This window comes from Erythrobacter sp. JB1-15, assembly GCF_057365035.1.
Genome location: NZ_CP200295.1, coordinates 2,917,355 through 2,943,565, shown reverse-complemented (window position 1 = coordinate 2,943,565; position 26,211 = coordinate 2,917,355). Strand labels below are relative to the sequence as shown.

Annotated in this window: 21 protein-coding genes; 15 read left to right on the top strand and 6 right to left on the bottom strand. The window is 56.9% G+C overall.

Going from position 1 to position 26,211, the window contains the following annotated elements; translation table 11 throughout:
* Nucleotides 1–170 precede the first annotated feature (170 nt).
* The 11 genes from AC0V6L_RS14205 (at nucleotide 171) to AC0V6L_RS14155 (ending at nucleotide 13,463) form a co-directional block, all read left to right on the top strand.
* Nucleotides 171–812, top strand: coding sequence for an XrtA/PEP-CTERM system exopolysaccharide export protein (locus tag AC0V6L_RS14205; RefSeq protein ID WP_486146395.1), 642 nt, complete (start codon nucleotides 171–173; stop codon nucleotides 810–812).
* Between the two features lie 15 nt (nucleotides 813–827).
* Entirely contained in the window at nucleotides 828–2,348 is a 1,521-nt protein-coding gene (locus AC0V6L_RS14200) for an XrtA system polysaccharide chain length determinant (protein ID WP_486146393.1), read from the top strand.
* Between the two features lie 10 nt (nucleotides 2,349–2,358).
* Nucleotides 2,359–3,321 carry an AAA family ATPase gene (locus AC0V6L_RS14195; RefSeq protein ID WP_486154827.1) on the top strand — a complete coding sequence of 321 codons (963 nt, stop codon included), beginning with the start codon at nucleotides 2,359–2,361 and terminating at the stop codon, nucleotides 3,319–3,321.
* A gap of 32 nt (nucleotides 3,322–3,353) precedes the next feature.
* A complete protein-coding gene (locus AC0V6L_RS14190; RefSeq protein ID WP_486154826.1) occupies nucleotides 3,354–4,997 on the top strand; it encodes a TonB-dependent receptor in 1,644 nt (547 codons plus the stop codon).
* Between the two features lie 20 nt (nucleotides 4,998–5,017).
* The gene (locus tag AC0V6L_RS14185; protein WP_486154825.1) at nucleotides 5,018–6,172 is read left to right on the top strand and encodes an XrtA/PEP-CTERM system-associated ATPase; all 1,155 of its coding nucleotides are present in this window, start codon (nucleotides 5,018–5,020) and stop codon (nucleotides 6,170–6,172) included.
* A 65-nt stretch (nucleotides 6,173–6,237) separates the two neighbouring features.
* On the top strand, nucleotides 6,238–7,110 hold the full coding sequence (locus AC0V6L_RS14180) for an XrtA system polysaccharide deacetylase (RefSeq protein ID WP_486155154.1): 873 nt from the start codon (nucleotides 6,238–6,240) through the stop codon (nucleotides 7,108–7,110).
* Nucleotides 7,111–7,118: 8 nt separating this feature from the next.
* Entirely contained in the window at nucleotides 7,119–8,180 is a 1,062-nt protein-coding gene (locus AC0V6L_RS14175; RefSeq protein WP_486154824.1) for a FemAB family XrtA/PEP-CTERM system-associated protein, read from the top strand.
* Between the two features lie 15 nt (nucleotides 8,181–8,195).
* Nucleotides 8,196–9,419, top strand: a complete 1,224-nt coding sequence (locus tag AC0V6L_RS14170; RefSeq protein WP_486154823.1) for a TIGR03087 family PEP-CTERM/XrtA system glycosyltransferase — start codon at nucleotides 8,196–8,198, stop codon at nucleotides 9,417–9,419.
* Nucleotides 9,409–10,440: an exosortase A gene (gene xrtA / locus AC0V6L_RS14165; protein ID WP_486154822.1), complete on the top strand. Its 1,032-nt coding sequence runs from the start codon at nucleotides 9,409–9,411 to the stop codon at nucleotides 10,438–10,440. Before AC0V6L_RS14170 ends, xrtA begins: the two co-directional genes overlap by 11 nt.
* A gap of 10 nt (nucleotides 10,441–10,450) precedes the next feature.
* Nucleotides 10,451–12,349 (top strand): XrtA/PEP-CTERM system amidotransferase, encoded by a 1,899-nt coding sequence (locus AC0V6L_RS14160; RefSeq protein WP_486154821.1) that lies wholly within the window; start codon nucleotides 10,451–10,453, stop codon nucleotides 12,347–12,349.
* Between the two features lie 190 nt (nucleotides 12,350–12,539).
* Nucleotides 12,540–13,463 (top strand): crotonase/enoyl-CoA hydratase family protein, encoded by a 924-nt coding sequence (locus AC0V6L_RS14155; protein WP_486154820.1) that lies wholly within the window; start codon nucleotides 12,540–12,542, stop codon nucleotides 13,461–13,463.
* 11 nt (nucleotides 13,464–13,474) lie between these two features.
* On the opposite strand, the gene zapE is transcribed toward AC0V6L_RS14155, so the two are convergent.
* Genes zapE through AC0V6L_RS14140 form a run of 3 tightly spaced genes read right to left on the bottom strand, consistent with a single transcriptional unit; the run spans nucleotide 13,475 to nucleotide 15,925 of the window.
* A complete protein-coding gene (gene zapE / locus AC0V6L_RS14150; RefSeq protein WP_486154819.1) occupies nucleotides 13,475–14,608 on the bottom strand; it encodes a cell division protein ZapE in 1,134 nt (377 codons plus the stop codon).
* Nucleotides 14,605–15,090, bottom strand: a complete 486-nt coding sequence (locus tag AC0V6L_RS14145) for a PaaI family thioesterase (RefSeq protein ID WP_486154818.1) — start codon at nucleotides 15,088–15,090, stop codon at nucleotides 14,605–14,607. Before AC0V6L_RS14145 ends, zapE begins: the two co-directional genes overlap by 4 nt.
* 52 nt (nucleotides 15,091–15,142) lie before the next feature.
* The gene (locus AC0V6L_RS14140; protein ID WP_486154817.1) at nucleotides 15,143–15,925 is read right to left on the bottom strand and encodes a succinate dehydrogenase iron-sulfur subunit; all 783 of its coding nucleotides are present in this window, start codon (nucleotides 15,923–15,925) and stop codon (nucleotides 15,143–15,145) included.
* 363 nt (nucleotides 15,926–16,288) lie between these two features.
* On the opposite strand from AC0V6L_RS14140, the gene AC0V6L_RS14135 reads away from it, so the two are divergent.
* Complete coding sequence (locus tag AC0V6L_RS14135; RefSeq protein WP_486154816.1) at nucleotides 16,289–17,023, top strand: SDR family NAD(P)-dependent oxidoreductase; 735 nt, start codon at nucleotides 16,289–16,291, stop codon at nucleotides 17,021–17,023.
* A 156-nt stretch (nucleotides 17,024–17,179) separates the two neighbouring features.
* Here the strand turns inward: AC0V6L_RS14135 and AC0V6L_RS14130 are convergent, their stop codons facing one another.
* Both AC0V6L_RS14130 and AC0V6L_RS14125 read right to left on the bottom strand, forming a co-directional pair.
* On the bottom strand, nucleotides 17,180–18,379 hold the full coding sequence (locus AC0V6L_RS14130; RefSeq protein ID WP_486154815.1) for a serine hydrolase domain-containing protein: 1,200 nt from the start codon (nucleotides 18,377–18,379) through the stop codon (nucleotides 17,180–17,182).
* A gap of 266 nt (nucleotides 18,380–18,645) precedes the next feature.
* Complete coding sequence (locus AC0V6L_RS14125; protein ID WP_486154814.1) at nucleotides 18,646–19,677, bottom strand: D-alanine--D-alanine ligase family protein; 1,032 nt, start codon at nucleotides 19,675–19,677, stop codon at nucleotides 18,646–18,648.
* A gap of 258 nt (nucleotides 19,678–19,935) precedes the next feature.
* Here AC0V6L_RS14125 and AC0V6L_RS14120 point away from each other — a divergent pair, with 258 nt between their 5' ends.
* Nucleotides 19,936–21,354, top strand: a complete 1,419-nt coding sequence (locus AC0V6L_RS14120; RefSeq protein WP_486154813.1) for a hypothetical protein — start codon at nucleotides 19,936–19,938, stop codon at nucleotides 21,352–21,354.
* Between the two features lie 58 nt (nucleotides 21,355–21,412).
* Complete coding sequence (locus AC0V6L_RS14115) at nucleotides 21,413–22,006, top strand: class I SAM-dependent methyltransferase (RefSeq protein WP_486154812.1); 594 nt, start codon at nucleotides 21,413–21,415, stop codon at nucleotides 22,004–22,006.
* 89 nt (nucleotides 22,007–22,095) lie between these two features.
* On the opposite strand, the gene AC0V6L_RS14110 is transcribed toward AC0V6L_RS14115, so the two are convergent.
* Nucleotides 22,096–24,807: a ribonuclease E/G gene (locus tag AC0V6L_RS14110; RefSeq protein ID WP_486154811.1), complete on the bottom strand. Its 2,712-nt coding sequence runs from the start codon at nucleotides 24,805–24,807 to the stop codon at nucleotides 22,096–22,098.
* Nucleotides 24,808–25,297: 490 nt separating this feature from the next.
* Here AC0V6L_RS14110 and AC0V6L_RS14105 point away from each other — a divergent pair, with 490 nt between their 5' ends.
* Nucleotides 25,298–26,149, top strand: a complete 852-nt coding sequence (locus AC0V6L_RS14105; protein ID WP_486154810.1) for an N-acetylmuramoyl-L-alanine amidase family protein — start codon at nucleotides 25,298–25,300, stop codon at nucleotides 26,147–26,149.
* The last annotated feature ends 62 nt before the right edge of the window (nucleotides 26,150–26,211 follow it).

Below are 26,211 nucleotides of genomic sequence, written 5' to 3'. Positions count from 1 at the left end.
GCCTTGTTGCATTGTCTCATTCCGAGATAGGCGGTGATTAGGCGCACATCACTAACCGGATGTTCACCATTTTCTGCCAGTTAACCCGTGTGTTTGATGGAATGAAAGTGGCAGGTCGCTCCTGCACCCTCGCTTTTGGACCAGGCGCGCAACGTTAAGGATACGTATCAATGCAAAAGACCATCTCGTTTACGCGGTTTGCCGGCGCTGCCTTTGTTAGTGTGGCCGTCGCGGCCTGCACCACTACCGGCCCTGAATTGCCGCCTGCAACCTACACCAACGAGGCTATAGCGCCGAGTGAGGAATACCGCATTGGTGCGCTTGATGAGATTACGATCCACGTCTGGCGCAATCCGGAGCTGAGCGCGGAAAAGGTAAAGGTACGCCCTGACGGTCGTCTGACGATCCCTCTTGTGCGTGACATTCCAGCCGTTGGCAAAACGGCAACTGAATTGCAGACCTACATCGCCGAACAATTGGCTGAGTATATCGAACAGCCGATCGTTTCGGTGATCGTCAACACGCCAGAAGGAACCTACGACCAACGCGTAAAGGTGGTCGGTTCGACCGAACAGCCTGCCTCGTTGCCGTATCAGGCTAACATGACAGTGCTTGATGCCATGATCGCAGTTGGCGGGCTGAGCGAGTTTGCCGCAGGCAATCGTGCCAAGTTGATCCGGCTTAATCGCGAATCGGGCACGCAGGAAGAATATCGCCTGCGCCTTTCCGATCTTCTTAAGCGCGGCGACAGCACGGCCAATGTGCTTTTGAAACCCGGTGACACCATCATCATTCCCGAGAGCCGGTTCTAAAGGCCTGCTGATTTTATGAACGAACTTGTCGAAGAACTGCGCACAGCGCTCCATGCTGTCTGGCAGCGCCGCTGGTTGGCGCTGGCCGTGGCGTGGGGCGTGTGCCTGCTGGGTTGGCTGGTGGTCGCGCTCATTCCCAATTCCTATGAGGCGAAGGCGAGCATATATGTCGATGTCGATGATGTCCTCTCCGAACAGATGGGTATCGCGAATGACGGTCAGGAAGAAATTCAGCGTGTTCGCCAAACTTTGGTGAGTGCGATCAATTTGCGCAAAGTCATCTCGTCAACGGAGCTTGGCAAGGAAATCACGACTGACAGCGAAATGCAGGCAGCGATCGAGGACTTGAGGCCGAATGTCCAAGTGCGCAGCGAGCAGGACAGCTTGTTCTCCATCGTGGCGACTGTCGGTGAGGGCAATCTGAGTGATGCCGAAAACGCGGTTGTTGCGCGCAATGTGGTGCAAAAGCTACTCGATATTTTCCGTGAAGAACATATCGTCGGCAATCGCGCAGGGATCAGCCAGGGCGTCGCAGAGCTCAATGAGCAACTAGAAGAGCGCAAGGTTGAGCTGGAAGCCGCCGAAGAACGCCGTCTTGCTTTCGAAACGCAATATCCTGAATTGATTGGCGGGTCTGAATCACTGTCGACGAAGATCCAGCAATCACGCACCGAACTTCGTGAGATCGAAGCGGATCTGGCGGCAGCGCAAAGCGCGCTTGGGGCAATAAACGGCCAGATCGCCTCGACCCCGCGCACAATCACGGGCGGGCCAAACGCATCTGGCCCCCAGGCAGCTTTATCAGAAGCACAGACACAATTGGCGACATTGCGCGCTCGCGGTCTGACCGACAACCATCCTGACATTGCATCCGCAAAGAAACAGGTTGAGATATTGCAGCGGCAGGTGGCTGCCGCTGGTGATGGCGGCGGAGGCACTATGAACCCTGCCTATTCATCCCTGCTGGCTATACGCGGCGACCGTCAGGCATCGGTTGATTCAGCCCAAGCGCGCCGCGCTGCTGTGCAGTCGCAAATCGCGTCTTTGATGGCGAGCCAGGCTTCTGAGCCTGCTGTTGCTGCGGAAGCCAATCGTATCAGCCGCGACTACGAAGTTTTGCGCAAAAACTATGAGGATCTGTTGCAAGACCGCGAGGATCTCAGGACTCGCGGTGATGTTGAGGATCAGACCAGCCAGTTCCGTTTTACGGTCACCGATCCGCCGGTTGTTCCGCAAGAGCCGATTGCGCCCAATCGTCCCTTGCTCTTACTCGGCATCCTGTTTGTTGGAGCCGCTGTCGGCGCGGGTGCCGCGTGGGGCATGGCGCAATTGCGGTCTGGCTTTGCCACGCCGCATAAATTGGAGCGCGCGATGGATCTGCCTGTCATCGGTTCGATTTCCTTGAATCGTTCCGATGCCGTTCGCTTGCTTGAAAAGCGGCGGCTCAAACAATTCGCCGGGGCCTGCGCTGGGCTTGTGGGTGTGTTTTTAATCTTGCTCGTGATCGAAATGATCTCGGTCGCATCGGTGGCATGAGGGTATTGATATGACCGAGCACGGCAAAATCCCGAAACCCGGTAAGAAAACGCCATCCTTGTTGGAGCGGGCTAATTCGGCCTTTGGTCTGGACAAGGTGAGTGCTGTCAACGTTCCAAAGGATCTCCCGGAGGATGATCGGCGGCGGCCTGTTCCTGTCGCAGCGACGCGAGGTGCTCAATCGGAAATTGCAGAGCGCCAGAATCCCGCTGTTCCTGAGGTAAAAGTTGAGCTGAGCGGACCTGCATGCGTTGTCAATCGCGACCGCTTACGCCGCGAGGGGCTGATTGTTCCCGAAGATCAGGTCACTGGCCTGCTCGAGGAGTTCCGCATCGTAAAACGCGAATTGATTGCTGATGCGCGCGCTACCAAAGACAAGCGCGGCCGCCGTATTCTTGTTTCTTCCCCGCATGAAGGCGAGGGTAAAACCTATTGTGCTGTCAATCTCGCCATTGCGCTTGCCGCAGAACGCGATGTTGAAGTGTTGCTGGTTGACGCCGATGTCCTCGATCCTTCCGTTGCTGCCCGCTTGGGTATTGATGATGAAGAGGGCGAGGGTCAGGGGCTGATGGACGCGCTGGCTGATCCGAATGTCAAAGTTGAGGCGCTCGCGCGGAAAACGGATATCGAACGCCTGTATGTTCTGCCCGCTGGCACGAGCAGTGCGCGCGATTCTGAATTTCTTGCAAGCGCGAGAACTGGGGAAATCCTTGACCGGCTGACCGCCGGTGCGCCCAACCGTTATGTGATTTTCGACACGCCGCCAGCTTTGGCAGCTTCGCCTGTGGCTGAGCTTGCCAGCCATGTGGGGCAAACCGTTTTGGTGGTGCGCGCCGGCGAAACGGGCCGCGCCGCTTTGGAAGATGCGCGGCAATTGTTGTCCGCCTGTCCCGATATCAAGCTGCTTTTGAATGCAGCGCAATTCAGCCCGTCTGGTCGCCGCTTTGGTGACTATGGTGAGAGGGAGATCTAATCATGCCCATCGCGCTAAGAAATGCATCATCTATGGGGAAATCCAAACTGGCTATGCGCGCAGCGACAAAAGCCACCGCAGCATTTGGCGTCGCGGCGATCGGTCTTTCTGCGCCCGTCTTCGCTCAGGACCAAGCGCCACAAAATGATCGGCGCGGGGTTAACGTTCAACCCTACATCGAAGTAAGCCAGGTGCTCAGCGCCCAGCTGTCGCCTGGTGATGATGTTCTGACCTTTACCCAGATTGCCGCCGGCGTTGATTTGAATGCGCAAGGGCGAAACTCAGGCGGTTCGGTCTCGCTGCGATATGAGCGGAACATCAGCTATGATGACAACCGTGTAGACACAGATCGCCTGACCGGCATTGCGCGTGGTTACGTCGCGCTTGATCAGTCAGTGCGTATCGATGCGGGCGCCTTGGCCAGCACAACGCGGCTTGACGGTGGCGGCGGCTTTTCTGCCAATCCGCTTGTTCAGGATGGCGCATCGAGTGAGATTTACAGCATATTCGCCGGGCCGACACTCAATCGCAGGTTCGGCATTGTCGATGTCGCAGGATCCACTCGCGTCGGCTATAACCGCTTCGAAAGCGACAGCGTGCTCGCCGATGTTAATGGCAATCCAATCGATCTCTTCGATGAAAGCACGACCATAAACAGCCAGCTGAGCGCCACCACGCGCCCCGGCGAGCCATTGCCAATCGGTATTGGCGTCGCTGTCGGGGCTTTTCAGGAAGACATTTCCAACCTTGACCAGCGTGTGCGTGATCTGTTCGCCCGCGTTAATGTCACGGTCCCGATCACTCCTTCATTCGCCATCACTGGCGGTGTCGGATATGAGGATGTTGAAATTTCAAGCCGTGATGCTTTGCGCGATACAAACGGCGATCCGATTATCGATGACACGGGCCGGTTCGTAACTGACGAAACCGGTCCGCGCCAGATTGCCTTTGATGTGGATGGGCTGCTGTGGGACGTTGGCGTATTGTGGCGCCCCAGTTCGCGGACATCGTTGGCGGCAAGTGTTGGTCAGCGTTACGATCTGACCACGTATTATGGCAATTTCACCTATGCGCCTGATGCGCGCAGCTCGCTTGCTGTGAATGTCTATGACGCGGTGAGCGGCTTTGGTGGCGGATTGAACGGCGGGCTTGCGGGGCTGTCGAGCGACTTTAACGCGGTCCGAAATCCTGTAACAGGCGGGTTTGGCGGGCTCGTAACTGGCGCCGGCGGACCTGGTTCAATTGGTTCTGTTGGTTCCATTCGGTCCGCAGCTTTCAGAGGCCGCGGTGTGAATGCCAGCTATCAGCGCCAACTGGGAAGATGGAGCACGGGACTTGCTGTCGGTTATGATAATCGAGAGTTTATTGGAGCTCCCGGAACCGTCCTTGAATCACTCAATGGCGTCACCGATGAAAGCTATTTCGTCATCGCCTCGGCCAATCGCCAATTGGGCAATAGCGGCCGTTTTACCACCAATGCCTATTACAACCGCTTCGAAAGTGGAACCGATGGCGGTGATGTGAATTCTGCGGGTATCTCTGCGGGCTATACAAGGTTTATCACTTCAAAACTTTCAGCCCGTGGTGCGCTTGCTCTAGACTATGTCGACAGTGAATTTTCGGCAGACGATTTTGCAGTCGCATCAGCCCTTGTGGGCCTGCGCTACGACTTCTGAAGGACGGGGCCCTAAACAATATGTACGATCAATATTATGGCTTTACCGGACGCCCGTTTCAGCTCACGCCTGATCCGGATTTCTATTTTGAAAGCTCAACGCATAAAAAGGCGATGTCCTATCTTGGCTATGGTTTGAACCAGGCCGAAGGGTTCATTGTTATCACCGGTGAAGTTGGTGCGGGTAAATCAACGCTTGTTGCGCATTTGATGGAACGGGTTGACCGTAAATCACTCACCGTAGCGCATGTTGTTACAACGGCACTGGATGGTGAAGAGATTATCCATGTCGTCGCGCAGGCATTTGGTCTTGAGGTGGCAGGGCACGATAAGGCGGGCGCGCTGGGCGCGCTTGAACGTTTGCTTCAGGACGAGGCCCGTGCTGGACGGCGGTGCTTGCTGATCGTCGATGAATGCCAAAACCTCGATTTGGAGCCTTTGGAAGAGCTACGAATGCTGTCCAATTTTCAGCTTGGCTCGCATCCCTTGCTGCAATGCCTGCTGCTGGGGCAGCCGGAGTTTCGCAAAACACTGGCGCATCACCCAAGTTTGGATCAACTGCGCCAGCGCATCATCGCATCGCATCATCTGGAAGCATTGGATGAAGATGAGCTGGAAGGCTACATCACGCATAGGATGAAGCGAGTGGGCTGGGGCGGACGTCCCGCCCTCGATGAAAAGCTGATGCCAGCCCTGTTTGCCAAGACTGAGGGTATTCCGCGCCGCGTCAATCAGGTCATGAACAGGCTGCTGTTGTTGGGAGCTATTGAGACTGAGGACCGCTTGACGGCCGAAATGCTGGACACCGTCATTGAAGAGATGGCGGGTGATGTCGAAGGCGGACTTGATGCGCCTGCACCGGCAATTGAACTGACCGGAGATATGTCAGTGTCCGATCAGGATGCTGCCCATATGGGTGTGGCTGGCAATGTCCCGGCAGCTGAAGTAGCTGCGCTGCTGGCTGAGCGCGATAAGCGCACCGCGAGACTGGAAAAAGCCATTAGCGAACTGCGTGCCAGCGGAGCCAGGTCGGGCGATCTGGAATCGGACCCGAATCTAGCTTCGGCGATAGAACGCATCGAAAAACGACTTGAGGATCAAGAACAATCCGTTCGTCATATTCTGACAATGTTGATTGAATGGCTCGAAGATGATTCCGAGCGTGAGGCCGCCTGACAATGCATCGGGGCGATCCCAATGACAGTTATTTGAGCCGGTCTACGGACCCGGTCATCAACGGCATGTCGGTTGATGTCGAGGACTGGTTCCAGGTCGGTGCGTTTGAAAATGTGATCTCTCGCGATGACTGGGACGGCATTTCGTGCAGGGTTGAAAGCAATATCGACCGCATTCTGGAACTGTTTGCCGAAGCGGGCATCAAATCGACATTCTTCACGCTTGGCTGGATGGCAGAGCGTCACCCGGTCATGGTGCGCCGGATTGCTAATGCGGGTCACGAATTGGCCAGCCACGGATATGATCATGCGCGCGTGTTCACCTTGGACCGCGAAAGCTTCTCAGAAGATATCCGCAAAGCGCAGCAACTGATCGAAGACGCCAGCGGTCAGCCTGTAAAAGGGTACCGCGCACCAAGCTTTTCCATCGACAAGCGCAATCCTTGGGCTTTCGAAGTGTTGGCCGAACACGGCTATGCCTATTCCTCCAGTGTCGCCCCCGTAGCGCACGATCACTATGGTTGGCCTGAGGCGCCGCGTTTTGCTTTCACGCCGATCACCGGCTCTTCGCTCGTCGAAATACCCGTGACGACCGCAATGCTGGGCGGCCGCCGCGTGGCCGCTGGCGGAGGGGGCTTTTTCAGAGTGCTGCCATACGCTTTTTCGCGCTGGGCCATCAATCAAGTGAACACGCAGGAAGCGCGCCCGGCGATGTTCTATTTCCACCCATGGGAAGTGGACCCAGATCAGCCGCGCGTGCCTAACGCGCCCATGCGATCACGGCTGCGGCACTATACCAACCTGCGCCAAATGGCCGGCAAGTTGCGCGATCTGGCTGAGGAATTTCATTGGGACCGCGTCGACAAGGTCGCAGAAACCGAAAAGCAACGCGCCAAACCGTTTGATGTCACCGCTCCGTCTCAGGAACTGGCAGCGTGAATGCGCCTGTGAAACCTCCCACTAAGACCGTTCTGCAGGTGAACCCGGTTGACCTCAACGATGTGCGTACCGTTCGGCGGATTGAAGGTTTTGTGGCCGAACGCAGCGCGAGTCTGTTTCATCTGCCTGCCTGGCTGCAAGCGGTAGAAGCAGGAACAGGCCAGCGTGCTGCAGGTTTTCTGGCAGAGCAGGGCGGTGTTATCACAGGTTGGCTGCCTATCAGCGAAGTACGGTCTGCTCTGTTTGGAAAAGCTTTTATTTCAAGCGGGTTTGGGGTCGGAGGCGGAGTTTGCGCAGTCGATCAAGAAACTGCGAATGCGCTGGGTCAAACCGCTGAGACGTTTGCCACGGCAAACGGCTTTACGACGATTGAGGCGCGCGGCGGGGCAGTCCCTGATGGATGGCGGCTCTGGGATGATAAGCATTGCGGCTTTGAACGCCCGCTCGCCGCAGACGATGAAGCTGAGCTCCTTGCAATCCCGCGCAAGGCCCGCGCTGAAGTGCGCAAGGGGTTGAAAAACGATCTTGAGATTCGCATCGGCTCAGGAAAAGAGGATTTGGCTGCTCATTACGCGGCGTTCAGCGCAAGCGTTCGCAATTTGGGTACGCCCGTTTTCCCAAGGAAGCTGTTTGCAGCCATGCTTGAGGCGTTTCCTTACGCCAGCAATGTGCTGACCGTTCTGCACCAAGGCGAGCCGATATCCAGCGTTCTGTCCTTTTACCACAATGGTGCCGTGATGCCGTTTTGGGGCGGCGGCACGTTTGCGGCGCGCGGCGCTCGCGCCAATGAGCGCATGTATTACGAGCTTATGAAACACGCGCGCGAACGCGGGATGCAAAGTTTTGATTTTGGCCGCTCTAAAACCGATAGCGGGCCATACAAGTTTAAGAAAAATTGGGGGTTTGAGCCCAAGCCGCTCACTTATGCAGGCTGGAATGCGGCGGGACACGAGCCGCGCAATATCGATCCCACTGACGCCAGCTACAGCCGCAAGATTGATCTGTGGAAGAAGCTTCCATTGCCGGTTGCGAACACGATTGGGCCGTGGATCGCTCGCGGGCTCGCCTAACAGTTGGGTGGGCCAGTGAGCGATATTCTGTTTCTTACGCATCGGGTCCCGTTCCCGCCCAATCGCGGCGACAAAATCCGCGCGCATCATTTGCTTGCCAAACTGGCGCAATTGGGTCCGGTGCATGTGGGCTGTTTTGCCGACAGTGAAGAGGACCGGGCAGCCATCACTCAATTGGACGCAGTGGCCGCATCGCATTGCGTAGTGGACCGCAAAAAACCCTTGTCACTCGCTGGCGCGCAAGCGGTTGTGACGGGCAAGCCTGTGAGCCTTACCGCTTTTCACAGCGCGCGGCTTGAAAGCTGGGTGCGCTATACTCTGCGCGAGCGCGGCATTGGCAAAGTCGTTATATTTTCGGGCCAGATGGGGCAGTATCTACCCGCAGATTATTCAGGCTCGTGCGTCATTGATCTGTGCGATGTTGATAGCGCCAAGTTTGAAAACTACGCCGATGCGGGTGAACGGGTTTGGCTCAACGCCCGTGAGGCTCGGTTGCTATCGCAAGAGGAGGAAAGGCTCGCACATCGTGCTGACGCTACAATCCTCATTAGCGATGCTGAAGCGGCCTTGTTCACTTCCCGCCTTCAGGAGCCATCCAAAGCTAATGTGCAGGTGATTGGCAACGGCATAGACGCGCGCGCTTTTGATCCCGCCGCCACTGCTCCTCATCCGGACTTAAAAGCGAGCGAGGGGCCGCATTTCGTCTTTACCGGCCAAATGGATTACCGGCCAAATGAACAAGCCACCTTGTGGGCGATTGAAGAGCTTTTGCCACTCGTAAGAGCCGATCATCCCAAAGCGGTGTTTCATATTGTTGGCCGCAATCCCACGCCTTCTTTGCTGAAACACGGTGATATGCCGGGTGTTCGCATATGGGGTGAAGTTCCCGATGTGCGCCCGTTTCTTGCTGCCGCTGACTGTGTTCTTGCCCCTCTCTTGATTGCCCGCGGGGTTCAGAACAAAGTGCTTGAGGCGATGGCGATGGCCAAACCTGTTTGCCTAACTCCCGAAGCCGCAACCGGAATTGCAGCGACCCACGCGGAACATTGGCTGGTGAGCGATGCTGACCCGCAAGAAATGGCCAGCATAATAAAAACCGCTTTGGCGGACAAAGCCGCTTTGATGGGTATCGGTAAGGCTGCGCGCCGTTTTGTCATGGATCATCACGATTGGACGGCGACCTTGGCTCCGCTTGATGATTTGCTTGGCATGACTGGAGGCGCGCGCGATGCCGCCTGAAGGGACAGCGAGCGATGCGGCGCGCGGGGGGCTGCTGGACAGCCTACCTGCCGAGTGGCGTATGCCGGTGCTCAGCCTTGTCGCAGCGAGCGCGGCACTCATTCTTGTGACCGCTCGCGAATGGGGCGAAATGCTGCACCAATGGTGGAACATTGATACCTATTCGCACATCTTGTTGGTGCCGCTCATTATCGCTTGGCTGGTTACTCTGAAACTGCCTGAGCTTGGCAAGATTGTGCCGCGCAGTTTTGCCCCAGGACTGGGGCTTGTGGTCTTGGCTTTGGGCCTATGGGCGGTTGGACGGTTCACGGGGATCAATCTGTTTGCCCAAGCTGGCGCGGTCGGCGCGCTTCAGGCCACTGTCCTGACAGTTTTAGGTGCCCGGGCATCGGTGCTTTTGATGCTGCCATTAGGGTTTGCGGCGTTTCTGGTGCCGTTCGGCGATGAGATTATCGGACCCTTGCAGATGATCACCGCAGACATCGCAATAGCGCTCACCGAATGGTCTGGTATCCCTGCCAGTATTGATGGCATCTACATCGACACTCCCGCAGGGCTGTTTATTGTTGCCGAGGCGTGCTCGGGGGTTCGTTTTCTCATCGCTATGGTGACATTGGCAGTGCTGGTTTGCTTCACTCGCTTTAACAGCTGGATGAAGCGCGCTTCTTTTTTGGCCGCTTGTGTGATCGTTCCGATCCTTGCCAACGGAGTGCGCGCATGGGGGACGATCTATATCGCGCAATTTTACGGCGTCGAATTTGCAGAGGGGTTTGACCATGTCATTTATGGATGGTTCTTCTTTGCAATCGTGGTCGCAGTTTTGCTTGCGGCGGTATGGCGGTTTTTTGAACGTGAACCCGAAGATTATGGCTGGACTGCTGAACAAATCGGTGATGCGCAAATTCTGGCTCGATTGGACCCGCTCGTTGTAAAGACCGGCATTGCCGCAGCCGCAGTGATGGGACTTGCCATTTCAGCAGCAATAACAGGCGCTGCTCTTATTCCTTCCATCGGTGTTTGAAAGCTGAACCATGTGCGGCATCGCAGGAATTTTTGATACGCAAGGCAGCGGCCATATCGATCCAGCAAGTGTTGAGACGATGACCGATGCTCTGGTCCATCGCGGGCCGGATGGGGCAGGAGTGTGGACCGCACCAGGCATTGGCCTTGGCCACCGCCGTTTGTCTGTTATTGATCTGGAGGGCTCACCGCAACCGATGCACTCGGCTGACGGGCGGTATGTCATTGTCTTCAATGGGGAGATCTACAACTTTCAAGCGCTCAGAGCGGAACTGGAAGACAGCGGCGCGCGCTTTCAGACATCGGGCGATACAGAAGTTATTCTCGCTGCGTATGCGCGCTGGGGAGTTGATTGCCTCGCGCAGCTCGATGGGATGTTCGCCTTTGCTCTTTACGACACTCAAACCCGCGAGCTGTTTTTGGCGCGTGACAGGTTTGGGGTAAAGCCGCTGTTTCTTTCCCTCCTTCCCGATGGGCAGCTAGCCTTTGCTTCGGAGCTGAAAGGTTTGCTGGCCTTGCCGCAAATGCCGCGCAGGCTTGATGCTCAGGCACTCGATGCATTTTTGACATGGGGCTACGTGCCTGACAGTCACTCGATCCTTGAAGGCGTAAGTAAGCTACCTGCGGGCCATTTCTTGAAGCTTGAGCAGGGCAAGGGGATGTCCGATCCGCGTCGTTGGTGGGATATCAGCTTTGAAGACCGTACCGCGGGCAGTGAAGCGGACTTATCGGCTGAGCTTGCGCATTTGATGCGCGAGGCGGTCACATCGCGTATGGTCTCCGATGTGCCGTTGGGCGCGTTTCTTTCAGGCGGCGTAGACAGCTCCAGCGTGGTGGCGCTGATGTCCGAGCAAAGCGCGCATCCTGTCACAACCTGTTCGATCGGCTTTGAGGAGAAAGGGCTGGATGAGACCAGCTATGCCAACACGATAGCTGAGAAGTTTGAGACAAATCACAAGTCGCAGATTGTCGATGCGGGCGAGTTTGCAGGCATTGATGCATTGGCAGATATGTTTGACGAGCCGTTTGCGGACGCTTCTGCCTTGCCCACCTGGAAAGTGTGCCAGCTTGCCCGAAAGCATGTGACCGTTGCCTTGTCCGGTGATGGCGCGGATGAAGCGTTTGCGGGTTATCGCCGTCAGGTTTTTCATCACAATGAAGAGCGCATTCGCAGCAAGCTTCCCGCATCCCTGCGCGGGCCGCTGTTTGGCGGGTTGGGACGATTGTGGCCCAAAGCCGATTGGGCGCCGCGTCCCTTGCGCGCAAAAGCGACCTTGTTGGCATTGGCAGAAAGCGGTGAGCACGGCTATGCGCGCGGATTGTCTGCAACAACATCGGACTTTCGCGCGGGGCTCTATTCCGCCAGCTTCAAGCGTGATCTGGCGGGCTTTAAGGGCGAGGATGAGCTGATCGACATTATGCGTCATGCTCCCGGACGAAGCGGTCTGGACCGCGCTCAATATGCCGATCTCACTTTCTGGATGCCTGGCGATATCCTAACCAAAGTGGATCGCACCAGCATGGCGGTTAGTCTTGAGGCGCGTGAGCCTTTGCTCGATCACCGCTTGGTCGAATTTGCAGCTCGTTTGCCCGAAGATATGCGAGTGCGCGGCAGCATCGGCAAATATCTGCTGAAACATTCAATGGAGCCGGTGCTTCCGCGCGATATCCTGTACCGGCCCAAGCAAGGGTTCGTTACGCCGATCGCTGATTGGTTTCGCGGCCCACTGGCTGATGAAGCGAGGGCGATAACCAGTACTTCGGTGATCGCGAATGCCGGTTGGTTTGATGCACGCAAACTCTCCGATCTTTCCGAAGATCATATCGCGGGCAGGTCAGACAATTCGCGTATCTTGTGGCAATTGCTGATGCTCGACAAATCGATACAGCGTTTGGAATTGACAAGGTAATCTCTCGTTTTTGAATGTGTCCCAAAGAGCACTATCCCTTTTTGGGATTTCAAAACCCGAATTAGTTTGAATTACTATTTGCAAACACGCAGCGCTCTCGACTAGCTTGCTTCCATAGCAAGCCGCAAAGGCTGCGGCTCTATTCAGAGCCATTTCCCTTGAATTTCTTGGGGAGGGTCGGAGAACTGGTATGGATATTGGCGCCAACAGCGCAATTCCCTTGACGGGTGACGACGACGCACTTGCGGAAAGCCTTGTTCACGCCTCGATCCCTCAAGAGCTGTTGAACCTCGATCAGCTTGATGTGTTGTATGACGATAAGCGTGCAACCTTGTGGACGTTCATGCGGCCTGAGTTTCGGCCCAGTTTCACGCCCGCAATGCTTGATGATTTCGAAGCTTGGCAGCGGCTTATTGGCGGCAGTTTCGGCGGGTCCGGCGTTCCGCTTCGTTACCTTGTGTTGGGCAGCCGCGCCAATGATGTGTTCTGCTATGGCGGCGATCTTGAGCTGTTCCAGCGCTTGATCCGCAATCGTGACCGGGATGCATTGGTCAGATACGGCCACCGCTGCTGCGCCATTCTTGACCGCAATCTGCGCACGCTCGACATTCCGATGGTTACTGTGGGCCTTGTCCAAGGTGCTGCGCTTGGCGGCGGGTTTGAGGCTTTGCTCTCCTTTGATACGATCATTGCCGAAAAGCAGGCGACGTTCGGCCTGCCTGAGATCATGTTTGGCCTTTATCCTGGTATGGGCGCGCATGCGATGTTGTCGCGCAAGCTTGGCAGCGCCATGGCGGATCGCATCATCCTTTCGAGCGAGACTTACACCGCTCAGGACATGTACGACCTTGGAATTGTGCATGTTCTTGCAGAGCCGGGTGAGGGTGTCCAGGCTGTGCAAGACTACATCAAGAAGTCGGATCGCCGTCATGCGGGTATCGTCGGCGCTTGCCGGGCGACCAAGCATGTGTGGAACCTTGAGCTAGCAGAACTGAACCGCATCACCGAAATGTGGGCGGACACCGCTTTGCAATTGACCGACCATGACCTGAAGATGATGAGCCGTCTTGTTGCCGCTCAAGGCCGAGTGGCAGAGCGCAACGCTGCAGCCTAGACTGCCAAGCGTTAAACACCAGCCTCCTCCTGCGCTCCATGGCCCAAAGCCATATAGTCATCGCTTTGCATTTCGTTTAGCCGGCTCGCCGTGCGCTCAAACTCGAACGCGCCATCGCCTGTCTTGTAAAGCCCATCGGGCTCTGCCGCTGCGGTTGCAAACAGCTTTACGCGGTGTTCATACAGCGCATCAATTAGCTTGGTGAAACGGATCGCTTCATTGCGGTTTTCCGGACCCATTTGCGGAATGCCCACGATAATGACCGTGTGGAACGCGCGGGCAATTGCGAGATAGTCTGACGCTCCGCGGTTCTCTGCGCACAATCGCTTGAAACTGAACACGCCCACACCTTTGAGCGCTTTGGGCACATGCAGAGTGCGCCCTCCGCCCAAGTCCAAAGTGCCCGTGGGCACGTGATCGGCATCTTCGGGGGCAAAGTCGGTCAATCGGAAGAACGCCTCGCGCACCTGCGCTGTGGCTGCCTCACCGATGGGAGTGTGCCAGGTGGATAGCCCGCCAATCCGGTCCAATCTGTAATCGGTCAGGCCGTTCAGCTCGACCACATCCATCTCTTGCTCAACCAGATCGATGAAAGGCACAAACAGCGAGCGATTGAGCCCTTCCTTGTAGAGGTCTTGCGGCGGGCGATTGGATGTTGTCACGATCACTGTGCCGTTTTGCATCATGGCAGTGAAGAACCGCCCCATGATCGCTGCATCAGCTGTGTTGGTCACCACCATCTCGTCAAAGGCCAGGCAGCGTGTCTTCTCGGCAAGCTCCAGTGCGACCGATATCAGAGGGTCCTGACGCTGCTGTTTGCGCGCTTCAGCGACCAGAGCGTCAACCTCGAGCATAAAGGCGTGGAAATGCACGCGCCGCTTGCTCTCAATCGCGAGCGTTTCGACGAACAGGTCCATCAGCATCGATTTGCCGCGTCCCACTCCGCCCCACATGTAGACACCGCGCGGGTCTACGCGCGATGCCGCAGTGCCCGTCAACCGTTCGAACCAGCTGCGTGAGGGCGGGGAAGCGGCCAGCTCATCCTGCAAGCGTTGCAGGCGCTCAGCTGCGGCTTGCTGTGCGGCGTCGGGTTGTAGCTGACCCTCTGCGATCAGCTGTTCGTAGCGCGCAATTATCCCTGTCATTTGCGCGCCTTCATCTTGCGCACAATGCCCGAATAGCTTGCGACAATCGTGTCCCCTTGCACCGCCTGTCCGCGCACGAACAGCATCCGGCCAGTCTCGCGCACGATCTCGCTTACGGCATCAAGCGGCCGCGAAGGGTCGCCTGCATCCACAAACTGAGTGGAAAGCTCGACCGTTACCGAAGGGCCTGCATCGCCCGTGCCGCACATATGCATGGTTGCAAACAGCGCGATGTCGATCAGGCCAAGGGTGACTGCGCCATGCACATTGTCACCCAGATTGGTGTGGCGGCGTTCGGGATACATGCGCAAACGGCACGTATCGCCTTCTCGGCGAACCCGCATATCGCCCAGCACGGCGGTGTTGTAGCGTGTGCGATCGACAAGGTTCCAGCTGAACCAGTCTTGCTCCCCCTCGGCATCTTCAGGCGCTATGGCGTGAAAGTCGAAGGGGACGTTGATCGTGTCAGGGGCGGTGTTCATGCGCCAGCCTCTGCCATGCCTTATGGAAGTAGGAAAGCGCCTTTAACCCAGCTTAGATCGCGCGTTCTGCCATCATCTTCTTGGTTTCTGCAATCGCTTTGGCTGGCGACAAGCCCTTGGGACACACATTCGCGCAGTTCATGATGGTGTGACAGCGATAGAGGCGGAACGGGTCTTCCAGCTCATTGAGCCGTTCGCCTGTCATCTCATCGCGGCTGTCAGCGAGCCAGCGATAGGCCTGAAGCAGGATTGCTGGACCCAGGAACTTGTCTGAATTCCACCAATAGGAAGGGCACGATGTTGAACAGCAAGCACACAGAATGCACTCATACAGCCCATCCAGCTGCTCGCGCTGTTCAGGCGATTGCAGCCGCTCCTTACCCGAAGGTGTTGGGCTGACGGTTTGCAGCCACGGGCGGATACTGGCGTATTGCGCGTAGAAGTGCGTGAAATCGGGCACCAGATCCTTGATCACATCCATATGGGGCAGGGGAGTGATGCGGATCTCGCCTTTCAGATCCTCAATCGCGGTGGTGCAGGCAAGGCCGTTTTTGCCATTCAGGTTCATCGAACATGACCCGCAAATCCCTTCGCGGCAGGACCGGCGGAACGTCAGCGTCGGGTCGATCTCGTTCTTGATCTTGAACAGGGCATCCAGAACCATCGGGCCGCATTCATCCAGATCAATCTCGAACGTATCGTAACGCGGGTTCTTGCCGCTATCGGGATCGTAGCGGTACACCTTGAACTTCTTCACCCGCGCAGCGCCTTCGGCTTTGTGCGTGTTGCCATCCTTGCGGATGACTGAGTTCTTCGGAAGCGTGAAAGTAGCCATTGTCAGTCTGATCCCATGTGTCTTGACACTGTTACTAGCGTTTCCACCGCCTGAGACAAGGGGCACGCGATTGCGTGGTTTGGCCTGTGGGTTGCACCAAAGGCAAGGCGATAGGCAAGACGCGCGCGCATTCGGTGTTTTCGGTGCATTCGGCCACGCCAACATGGACCGCTCACCCCTATATTCTGCAAAAGTTCTTCTTTTCGACAACGCCTTTAGAAACTGAGGGAAATCGGCAAATGCGTGTTCCAATGTGTAACCTTTGGTTCGGGCCAATTTGCCAGTGACTGAATGCCGCGTGTTCGCGCCTGAGCGCTGAGTGATTGCGGGGAACCAAGCGCGCATTCCAATGCTTTACTCTCTATGAGTGAAGTAGGAAAATATCCGCGCACTGCCGCAGTCTTTGGCAGCACCGGCGGGATTGGGCGCGCTTTGTGTGAGCAGCTGGCTCGCGGCGGCTGCGAACGGGTCTATGCAGGCTCTCGGACAGGCGAGGCTCCGCAAGGCGATGCCATAACCCCTTTCGCATTCGATCTGGCTGATGAAGCGACGATAAAAGCCGCCGCAGACATGATGCGCGGTAATCCGCCCGAATGGGTGATCGCGGCCAGCGGAGTGCTCACTTTGCCTGATGGCACCGGGCCAGAGCGGACGTATAAACGCCTTGATCCGGGCGCGATGGCGCAGGTGTTTGCGATCAACACAATCGGCCCTGCCATCATCGCCAAACATATGCTGCCCCTGATGGCGCGCGATGATCGGTCCGTGTTCGCAGCGCTCTCTGCGCGGGTCGGCTCGATTTCGGATAACCGGCTTGGCGGATGGCATTCCTACCGCGCCTCAAAAGCGGCGCTCAATATGCTGATAAAGAACTTCGCGCTGGAAATGGCCCGCACTCACAAGCAAAGCGTGGTGGTGGGCCTGCATCCCGGCACGGTGGACAGCGATCTATCAGCGCCTTTTCAAAAAGGCCTGCCCGAAGGACAGCTAACCCCGCCGGATAAAGCGGCTGACAATCTGCTTGCTGTGCTTTGTGGGCTCGATGCTGGGGACAGCGGGAAGGTATTCGATTTCGCCGGCAAGGTGGTTCCCGCCTGATCTGCGAGATTTTGGGGCGCGAGGCGCTCTAGATGTAGGCTTTTGGCGAACACCTTTGTCAAATGGCTTGACCGTATTTGGGGGTGAAAGCGGACGTCGGCCTTGATGAGCTGCCCAGACGGGAACACCTTCAATTTGACTGAGCAAAGTGTACTCTTAATCGGGACCAGCAGCAGCTTCAGCTTGTTGTAGCCAACGCTGGTAAAGTTCGATCATTGGCGAGTCAGCATCCAACAATGAAATTGCTTTTGGCATGACCTTCAAAGCGTCTTTGCTCGGGGCGTTGAGAAAGATGATGACACCGTCTTTTGACTGCGTATCGAAATAAGCTAGCGTTAACTCGTGCCAATCACTGCCGCCATGGGAAACAATCTTACGGTCCCCGAAGTCGAGTACTTCCCATCCCAAGCCATACCCTTGAGCAAGCGGGCATTGCGCGTATTTTGTGCTGTCGCAAAGGATTGTACTGTCAGCCTCTTTCTTTTTGACATGCACTGTATCTCTATCAGCAGTTAGGGATTTTTCGTACCCGTCGGAATTCATCACCGAGATGAGAAATAAGGCATAATCGCTGACTGAAATCACCAAATCGTCTGCTGGGGTCGAGCTACCTTCCGAGCGGCAATACCCGTTGTTTGGGTAACAATAATGTCCTGGAAAGGATCCATCCGGGGCCTTCGCTTGAGCGATGTTATCGAAATAGGCCTTGTCAATGCTATACGATGCATTCTCAATGCCTATCGGATTAAAGACGTATTCTTGGACAAGCGCTTCAAACTTCTGGTCTGTTAGCATCTCAGAATAGGTTGCCAAATATTCATACCCTTCACCCGAATAGGTGAATGATGTCCCCGGATCGGCATTGAAGGCAAGCTTTCCGTTCTCGGTAAAGAACCGCCAATTGGGAAAACCCGTACTATGTGTAAGCGCGACACGAGGCGTTAGTAGCTCATGCCGATTGTCATCTTGGAGGTCGGGATCTATCCAAACAGGTGACATTGATGCGTCAAGCGACAATGTACCATCCGATACTAGTCGAAGTATGGTTTCCGCTGCGACAGTTTTGGTAATCGACCCTACATTGTACAAAGTCTGTTCGGAGGCCATGATCCCGGGCGCTTGCTCACCAAAGTTTCCAATCCACGCAACGTGCCCTTCAGTGATTATCGCTGCCCCGGCTGTGACAACTTTGTTTTCCGCCAGAAGAGCATCAAAATCTAGCTCTAAATCGGCATATGGATTGCTGATACTGGGTTGAGATGAAGCAACAGTCGCCTGAGGCGAACATCCATGCAGGAGAACCAAACCGCTGCAAACGACCAGAGCGGTACGCGCAACATAACTTGTTGTCTTCAATTCGTCGAACTCCCAAGAACCCTACTCTCTCCGCTACCTCGATTACGGTCGTAGTCAACACTTCTTTTGACCGTCGATCACAGAAATCTGGGCTGACTGCTCAGCGCCAAATGTTGTCGTCGGACGGCGCTGCGCAAAGCGAAATGGCTACCTTAGATTGAAAATAGACGGTCAGCGGTCAACCCAATTCCCAACCGAGTTCAATAGCCGAAACTGGGTCGCCTGCCGACTGTCCTCTTTGCCCCTGATCAAATACGTATTGGCTCTTAAATCAACCCGTGCCGTCCCATCGCCTCTGACAGCAGAGTTTCGATCAGCTGTTCCTGGGTCCACCCGGCCATTGCAGCCGCTTTGCCGAAGACTTTTTCGGACCACAAATTGCAGTTGAGATTGAGCTCTAGAAACGTGATTTCGCCCGTTTCCTCGTTCACCCGGAATTCGAACCGGCCATAATCGAACGGGCGATATTCTTCCCAAACCTGTGCGGTCAGCTTGGCGATTTGATCCACCATTTGCGGGTTTTCAAATGGGTCGAGTGAATATTTCTGGCTGCGATCCACCAGGTCGCGTTTTTCGTAATAGGTGCGCAGATGTGACGGGTCTGCCTGGCGAAAGATCAGCATGGGCATGATTTGCGGCGTGCCGTTGATTGTCACCACCGGCACTTCGACATCGCTGCCTTTCAGGAACGGTTCGACAATCGCATCCTGCCCGCCATTGTCCGGATCATTGTGAATGCGCTCTATCGCGGCGGCGATCCCGTCCCAGTCATGCGCATCTTCGACGCCCCAGCTGGCCGAGGAATTGTTGGGTTTCACGACATAACGCGCGGCTTTGGGCAGTTTTTCCGGCGTAACCGGCGCGCCTTTGCGAAACACGGCCCAAGGGGCGGTGGGCACGCCCGCATCGGCAGCAACGCGCTTGGCCAAATGTTTGTCATCCGACAATCCGCGCAGGATGGGGCTTGCCCCCAGATAGGGCAGCCCGGCTCTTTCGCACAGCAAGGGCACCAGCATTTCAGAATTGAAAAACCCAGCCCGGTTAAGCAGCGGAAAGACGAAATCAACATCACCCGGCGGATCGAACAGAATATCGTGCGTCTCGCTGATGGTCAGATTAAGGCCGAGCCTTTCGAGCACTTCGCGCATTTCGCGGTGATAGCGCGCATGATTGCCATCGGTGGGGTGGATGTCACCCTCCCAAAGGGCATTCTTGGCCAGAAACAGCACGTTAAGCCGGGCTTTGGCCTCAGCGGGAATGCGCAGCGGGGTGAGGGCGGATGTTAAGGCTTGCACCATGGTTGCGATTTCGTTCTTTTTTGTTTGGATCAGCTTACCCGGCCTAGGCAAACAGGCGGGCGCGCGCCAGTCAATTTGCGGTTTTCTTGTGGTCAGCCTTTGGTTAAAGCCAATCCCGTACATGACCGCGGGCAGGGCGCGATCTAAATCGGGCATTGGACACAAGGCTGAAGCGGCGCAAAGCGGCATGGCCATTCGGGATCGGCATTTATTACCCAAATCAGGCTAAACCGGCCTTTACCAGGCATAACGTTTGACGTGGCAGAGCGGCAGCTGATCGGTGATCTGGCTGCCGGCGGTGATGCGCGCATTGCCTTGCGCGACGATACGGGCCTCAACAAATATATGTCCGCGCCTTTTCCGCGCGATGTGCTGGCCTACTCGTCTTCTACAGTGAACGATATCTCGGCAGATGCCTTTTCGCATTTGCTGGAAAGCGCGGGGGATGCACCCGATTATGGCGCGTGGCTGGGCAATTGCGCGGCGCGGATCAAGGCTGCTTTTGCGCTGGGCGAGGCGGCTGAGATCGTCTTTGCGCCGTCAGGGACGGATCTGGAATATACGGCGCTTGCCTGCGCCGTAGGGCGTGCGCCGGGCGGGGTGCACAATGTCCTCTTGGGCGCGGATGAAATAGGCAGCGGCTGCGTGCATTCAGCCCGCGCGCGCTATTTCGCTGCTGAAACCGCTTTGGGCATCAGCGTTAACGCAGGCGAGCCTGTGCCCGGATTTGGCGATGTCACCATGGTCGATATCCCGGTGCGATGCGCGGCGGGCAAGGGCCTTTCCAGCGCCAGCATAGCGCAGGCGATGGCGCGAGAGATTGAGCAGGCGGGGCGCGCGGGCAAGCATTGCTTGGTCCACGGGGTCCATGGCTCAAAAACTGGGCTGGTCCTGCCGAGCGTTGCGGATATTGATGCCTTGCAGGCCCGGTTTGGCGATGCGGTGACGTTCGTTATTGATGCTTGTCAGGCGCGGATCACGCAAAGCGCTATAGCCGCCTATCTGGCGCGCGGCGCGATTGTGCTGATGACGGGGTCCAAATTTGTGGGCGCGCCGCCGTTTAATGGCTGGGCTCTGGTGCCTCCTGAAATCATGGCGCAGGCGCCGCCGCTGCCAGAGGGGCTGAAGACAATTGCCCGGCGAGCGGAATGGCCTGCGGCGTGGCCGGGCGCCTCGGTGCTGGAGGATAGCGAGAACCGCTCGCTTGCTCTCAGGCTGGAAGCTGCCGTGTTCGAGATTGAGCGGTTCCAGCGCATACCAATGCAGCAGGTCACAGACATCATCGCCGCCTTCGAAACCGCAGTGATGGAGCATTGCGCGCACCCCTTGGGGGCAAAGCGGGTTTGGCCGGGTGAGGCGCAATGCACCCCGGACATGCCGATTGAAATGCGTACTTTGGTGACATTGGATATGAGCGCACTGCCCGGCTTTGAGGCATTCGATGATGCGCAAGGCATTCATGCAAAGCTTGCGTTTGATGGCATCAGGCTGGGGCAACCGGTGAAATGTGTTAAGCTGGCTGATAGCGGCGGTTGGGGCGGCAGTTTGCGTATTGGGCTTTCCATGCCGATGATTGCGCATCTGGCCGGGCTGATGATTGACGATGCACGCGCAAGCATTGAGGCTGATATGACGCGCATTCGCGAGGCTATTAGCGCGGCCGCGGGCGGCATTTGAGGATTGCACGATTGAGGAGCAGGCGGTGGGACTGAAGGCGTGGTATAATGAGAGCATCATGCCGCGCCTGATCACCTGCGCGTGTTCGCAAGGTCAGGTGATGAAACGCCGGGCGGCGATTGTCCCTCTTGCGCGCGGCGATGTGTTTGAGCTGGGCTGCGGCGGGGGTATCAATCAAGCGTTCTATGACCCGGCGACCATCACCAGCTATGCTGGGATTGATCCGCATGAAGGGCTGCTTGAAAGCGCAAGATCAAGTGCGCGCGAACTTGGCGTTGAAGCGGATTTTAGGCCTGCAAAGGGCGAGCATATCCCGTTTGCCGCCAGCTCTTTTGACACTGCGGTGTGCACATTCACGCTGTGCTCGGTCGATGACCCGGCGGCGGTTCTGGCCGAGATGCGCCGGATATTAAGGCCGGGAGGCCAGGCGCTGTTTCTCGAACATGGCCGCGCGCCTGATGCAGGGATTGCCAAATGGCAGGACCGAATTGAACCTGTGTGGAGCCGGTTGGCAGGCGGCTGCCGTCTGACCCGGCCAATCAGCGCAGCCTTTCGCGGTGCGGGCTTCTCCGTAGAGCCAAAGGGGCAGGGCTATCTGCCCAAAGCACCCCGATTTGCGGGCTGGAATGAGTGGGGCATTGCCCGAAAATAAGCGCACGGACGGCGTAAGAATGCGAAAAATGTGAAAGCCCAGGCGGCGCGGTCACACCGCACAGCCCAGGCTTCACATTGAATCACATCTTATTCGCCGAAGGTGCGCTGCCACCAACCGCGTTTTTTGGAGCCTGATTTGCCAGTCTCCTCTGACGCTTCAGCCGTGTCACCGCTCTCGGCGCCGCTTTGCGCCTCGGGTTCAGCCTGAACGGCCTGCGCAGGTTCGGCCTCTTCGACCTTTTTCTTACGCGGTGCGCGTTTGCGCTTGGGCTTTTCCTCTGCCTCCGGCTCTGCCTTGGCGTCAGCTTCAGCAGGTGCATCTTTTGAAGGTTCTGCGTCTTTCGGCTCGACCTTTTTCTTGCGGGCTACGCGTTTGCGCTTTGGCTTTTCTGCCGGTGCTTCGTCCTCGGCAGGTGCCTCTGTTGAAGGCGCTTCATCAGCCGTTTGCTCGGCCATTGCCTCGGCTGTTTGAGGTGCATCGTCTGGGCCTGCCACCACGGTCATGTCTTCTTTGACCTGTTCGGCAAGTTCCTCAGCTGCCTGTGCATCGCCATTCTCGCCTTGCGAACCGGCCTCGTCACCAGATTTGCGGCGGCGACCACGGCCCCCTCTGCGGCGGCGCTTTTTCGGCTTTTCCTCGCCATCGTCGCTGTCACCGGCATTGCCAGAGGTGTTGTCAGAGGCCCGGTCATCATCGGAATTGTCATCCGATGCGCTTTCGCCGCTTTCGCCGCTATCATCGCCGCCTTCATCGCTGCGTTTGTTGCGCCCGCGTCCACCACGGCGGCGGCGGCGCTTCTTGCGGGGGCGCTCGTCCTCGTCTTCGTCAAAGCTTTCTTCGGGCAGATCCTCGTCCTCATCGTCATCATCAACGATGGGCTCAAACTTGGGAGCCGATGTTGGGCGAGGGCCGCTGCTGCCAACGACCATTTTCGCGCCTTCATCCTCACCCTCAGGCGCGATTTCGACATTCACGCCGTAGCGCTGTTCAATCTCAACCAGCTCGGTGCGTTTCTCGTTGAGGAGATAAATCGCCGCCTCGGTGCTGGCTGCCAGTTTGATGACAGTGCCTTTGCCTTTGGCCGCTTCGTCTTCGATCAGACGCAGCGCGGATAGACCTGCTGAAGATGCTGTGCGAACAAGGCCCGTGCCGTCGCAATGCGGGCATTCGCGCGTGGTTGCTTCCAGCACGCCGGTGCGCAGACGCTGGCGGCTCATCTCCATCAGGCCAAAGCCCGAAATGCGGCCGACCTGAATGCGTGCGCGGTCCGTTTTGAGCGCGTCTTTCATCGCTTTTTCGACTTTGCGGACATTGGAATTGTATTCCATGTCGATAAAGTCGATCACCACCAGGCCTGCCATATCGCGCAGGCGCAATTGCCGGGCGATCTCGCGCGCAGCTTCCAGATTGGTGTGAAGCGCGGTCTGCTCGATCCCGTGTTCTTTGGTTGAACGGCCCGAGTTGATGTCGATCGACACCAAAGCTTCTGTCGGGTTGATAATAAGATATCCGCCCGATTTCAGCTGCACCATAGGATCATACATCGCGCGCAATTGATCCTCTGCGCCGTAACGCTGGAACAATGGCACAGGATCAGAATAGGCTTTCACCCGGCGCGCATGGCTGGGCATCAGCATTTTCATGAAGGCTTTGGCGGCTTTATAGCCATCTTCCCCTTCGACCACGACTTCCTCGATCTCGCGGTTATAGATATCGCGGATCGCGCGTTTGATCAGATCGCTGTCCGAATGCACCAGACTTGGCGCGGTAGAGGACAACGTGGTCTCGCGAATTTCGTCCCACAACCGGGCAAGGTAATCAAAGTCACGCTTGATCTCGGTTTTGGTCCGGCTGAGCCCTGCTGTGCGAACGATCAGGCCCATTTGTTTGGGCAAGGACAAATCGGACACAACCTGTTTCAACCGCTTGCGATCAGATGAAGAGCTGATCTTGCGGCTGATCCCGCCCCCATGCGAGCTGTTGGGCATCAGCACAGTGTAACGGCCTGCAAGGCTGAGATAGGTTGTCAGCGCAGCGCCTTTATTGCCGCGCTCTTCCTTGACGACTTGCACCAGCACAACCTGACGGCGCTGGATAACGTCCTGAATCTTGTAGCGGCGACGCAGAGCCATGCGCTTGGCGCGGACTTCGTCCACTTCCTTGGCACGGCTGCGGCCTTTGCCGCCTTTGCCTTTGCCGCCCTGACGGCGGCGTCCGCGGCCACGCCGGCCCCGGCGCGATTTATCCTCGCCGTCATCTTTGTCTTCGGATGATTCGTCTTCATCCTCATCGTCGTCATCGTCGTCCGATGCATCATCGCTATCGTCGTCTGATGCGCCATCTTCGATAGTGGCGACCTTGTCCTTTTCGGACGTGTCTATTTCTTCAAGGCCATCTTCGGCGAGATCTTCGGCGAGCGCTTCTGCGCTTTCTTCGTCGGCGTCGTATTCTTCGCCGGGAGTGTGCCCTTCGTCCTCTTCCTCATCGCGCAAACGCGCTTCTTCTTCGGCGGCTGCGGCTTCTTCGGCAAGCAGCGCCTGCCGGTCATCCGCCGGGATCTGGTAATAATCGGGATGAATTTCGCTGAACGCGAGGAAGCCATGCCGATTGCCGCCGAAATCGACGAAGGCTGCTTGCAGTGATGGTTCTACCCTTGTGACTTTGGCCAGGTAGATATTGCCTTTGATCTGCTTGTGTTCGGCAGATTCGAAATCAAATTCCTCAATTCGATTGCCTTTGAGCACCGCCACCCGGGTCTCTTCCGAGTGGCGCGCATCGATTAGCATGCGCGTTGCCATTATATTGTCTCCAAACCCGGTGTCGCACCGCTTTTCGGCGGGTGCGGTCGGGTTGTATTTGTGTCTGATGGATAAAAGCGCGCGCCGGATTTGGTGACGTTGCGCCAATTGCTATAGTCGCGCCCAATCCCGTAACGGGAACGTGCGCGAGATCTGTGTCTGCTTTGAACGAGGTGCGGATCTTGTCCGCGCTCAGGCCCGCAAACCGCCCAGCGCCAAAAGCGCGAACGGATAAATCTTGCGAGCGGAAGCGTCTCGTCACTGCATCAACCTGTTGTGTGACCGGCAATGGATTTGAACACCATCCGGCCTTTGGAAAAGAGGTTTCACCGTCTGCTCGTCCGTGACGCGCTTGGTCTTACCTCATAATTTGAACGCTAGCACCGTGGGTTACACCCCGCAACTCTATTGCGCATGTCTTGCCCGGCGGCCTAAGCGGTTAACCACGATGAGCATTCGCAGCTTACTGTTAATAATTCTTGGATGCCCTGTGTTGATTGTCGCAGGGGCGATCGCGCTGGGCGTGTCCATTCCCGTCCCGGTTCTGGGGCGTGATTATGTCTTGCGCTGGGAATTGATGGGAGAAGGCGGCGATTTCGCGCTGCCGGATATTGCCGGACCCGAGGAGGCTGATCGTCCGCTGGTGGTGATTGATGCAGGGCATGGCGGGCGCGATCCCGGTGCGATTGGCGAAGACGAAGAAGGCGGGCGGATCGAGGAAAAAGCGATCACGCTCGCGATTGCGCTCGCCTTGCGCGATGAATTGGTGGAGCGAGGCGGCATCCGCGTGGCCTTAACGCGCGACGGGGATGAGACGCTGGTTCTGGGCAATCGGCCAGAGATCGCGCGGCAGCTGGAAGCGGATCTGTTCATTTCAATCCACGCCGATTCTGCAGGTGAGTTTGACACGGTTTCAGGCGCGAGCATTTACACCTTGTCCACCGATGCTTCATCCGAGGCTGCGGCCCGTTTTGCTGCGCGCGAGAACGAGGCAGACCGTCTGAATGGGATTTCGGTGGAGGGGGAAAGCGAAGTTGTCAGCTCAATCCTGGTGGAGCTTTCGCAGGCGCAAACGCAGGAAGATGCGACGGAATTTGCGCGGCTTATCAACCGGGAGGGCGAGGGCGAAATCGTGCTCCACCCCGATTCGCGCCGATCTGCCGCTTTGGCTGTATTGCGTAGTCCCGATGTGCCTTCGGTTCTGTTCGAAAGCGGCTTTGTCACCAATCGCGATGACCGCGCGCGGCTGACAACGGCTGAAGGTCAGGCCGCCTATGCCCGCGTTTTGGCCAATGCCATTCAGGTCTATTTCGCCCGCCGCTCTGATGCGCGTGGTGAGTGATGGGGGCCACATCTTTCGGTCTTGCGTTAAACTGGCGTTCAAAGCGCCTAGCGCAGCGCAAT

Excerpts from the sequence above, each read along its gene's own strand:
- AC0V6L_RS14110 (WP_486154811.1), bottom strand. The coding sequence starts at position 24,807 with ATGGCAACGCGCATGCTAATCGATGCGCGCCACTCGGAAGAGACCCGG.
- AC0V6L_RS14155 (WP_486154820.1), top strand. The coding sequence starts at position 12,540 with ATGGATATTGGCGCCAACAGCGCAATTCCCTTGACGGGTGACGACGAC.
- AC0V6L_RS14135 (WP_486154816.1), top strand. The coding sequence starts at position 16,289 with ATGAGTGAAGTAGGAAAATATCCGCGCACTGCCGCAGTCTTTGGCAGC.
- AC0V6L_RS14205 (WP_486146395.1), top strand. The coding sequence starts at position 171 with ATGCAAAAGACCATCTCGTTTACGCGGTTTGCCGGCGCTGCCTTTGTT.
- xrtA (WP_486154822.1), top strand. The coding sequence starts at position 9,409 with ATGCCGCCTGAAGGGACAGCGAGCGATGCGGCGCGCGGGGGGCTGCTG.
- AC0V6L_RS14185 (WP_486154825.1), top strand. The coding sequence starts at position 5,018 with ATGTACGATCAATATTATGGCTTTACCGGACGCCCGTTTCAGCTCACG.
- AC0V6L_RS14125 (WP_486154814.1), bottom strand. The coding sequence starts at position 19,677 with ATGGTGCAAGCCTTAACATCCGCCCTCACCCCGCTGCGCATTCCCGCT.
- AC0V6L_RS14140 (WP_486154817.1), bottom strand. The coding sequence starts at position 15,925 with ATGGCTACTTTCACGCTTCCGAAGAACTCAGTCATCCGCAAGGATGGC.
- AC0V6L_RS14195 (WP_486154827.1), top strand. The coding sequence starts at position 2,359 with ATGACCGAGCACGGCAAAATCCCGAAACCCGGTAAGAAAACGCCATCC.
- AC0V6L_RS14145 (WP_486154818.1), bottom strand. The coding sequence starts at position 15,090 with ATGAACACCGCCCCTGACACGATCAACGTCCCCTTCGACTTTCACGCC.
- AC0V6L_RS14200 (WP_486146393.1), top strand. The coding sequence starts at position 828 with ATGAACGAACTTGTCGAAGAACTGCGCACAGCGCTCCATGCTGTCTGG.
- AC0V6L_RS14180 (WP_486155154.1), top strand. The coding sequence starts at position 6,238 with ATGTCGGTTGATGTCGAGGACTGGTTCCAGGTCGGTGCGTTTGAAAAT.
- zapE (WP_486154819.1), bottom strand. The coding sequence starts at position 14,608 with ATGACAGGGATAATTGCGCGCTACGAACAGCTGATCGCAGAGGGTCAG.
- AC0V6L_RS14160 (WP_486154821.1), top strand. The coding sequence starts at position 10,451 with ATGTGCGGCATCGCAGGAATTTTTGATACGCAAGGCAGCGGCCATATC.
- AC0V6L_RS14190 (WP_486154826.1), top strand. The coding sequence starts at position 3,354 with ATGGGGAAATCCAAACTGGCTATGCGCGCAGCGACAAAAGCCACCGCA.
- AC0V6L_RS14115 (WP_486154812.1), top strand. The coding sequence starts at position 21,413 with ATGCCGCGCCTGATCACCTGCGCGTGTTCGCAAGGTCAGGTGATGAAA.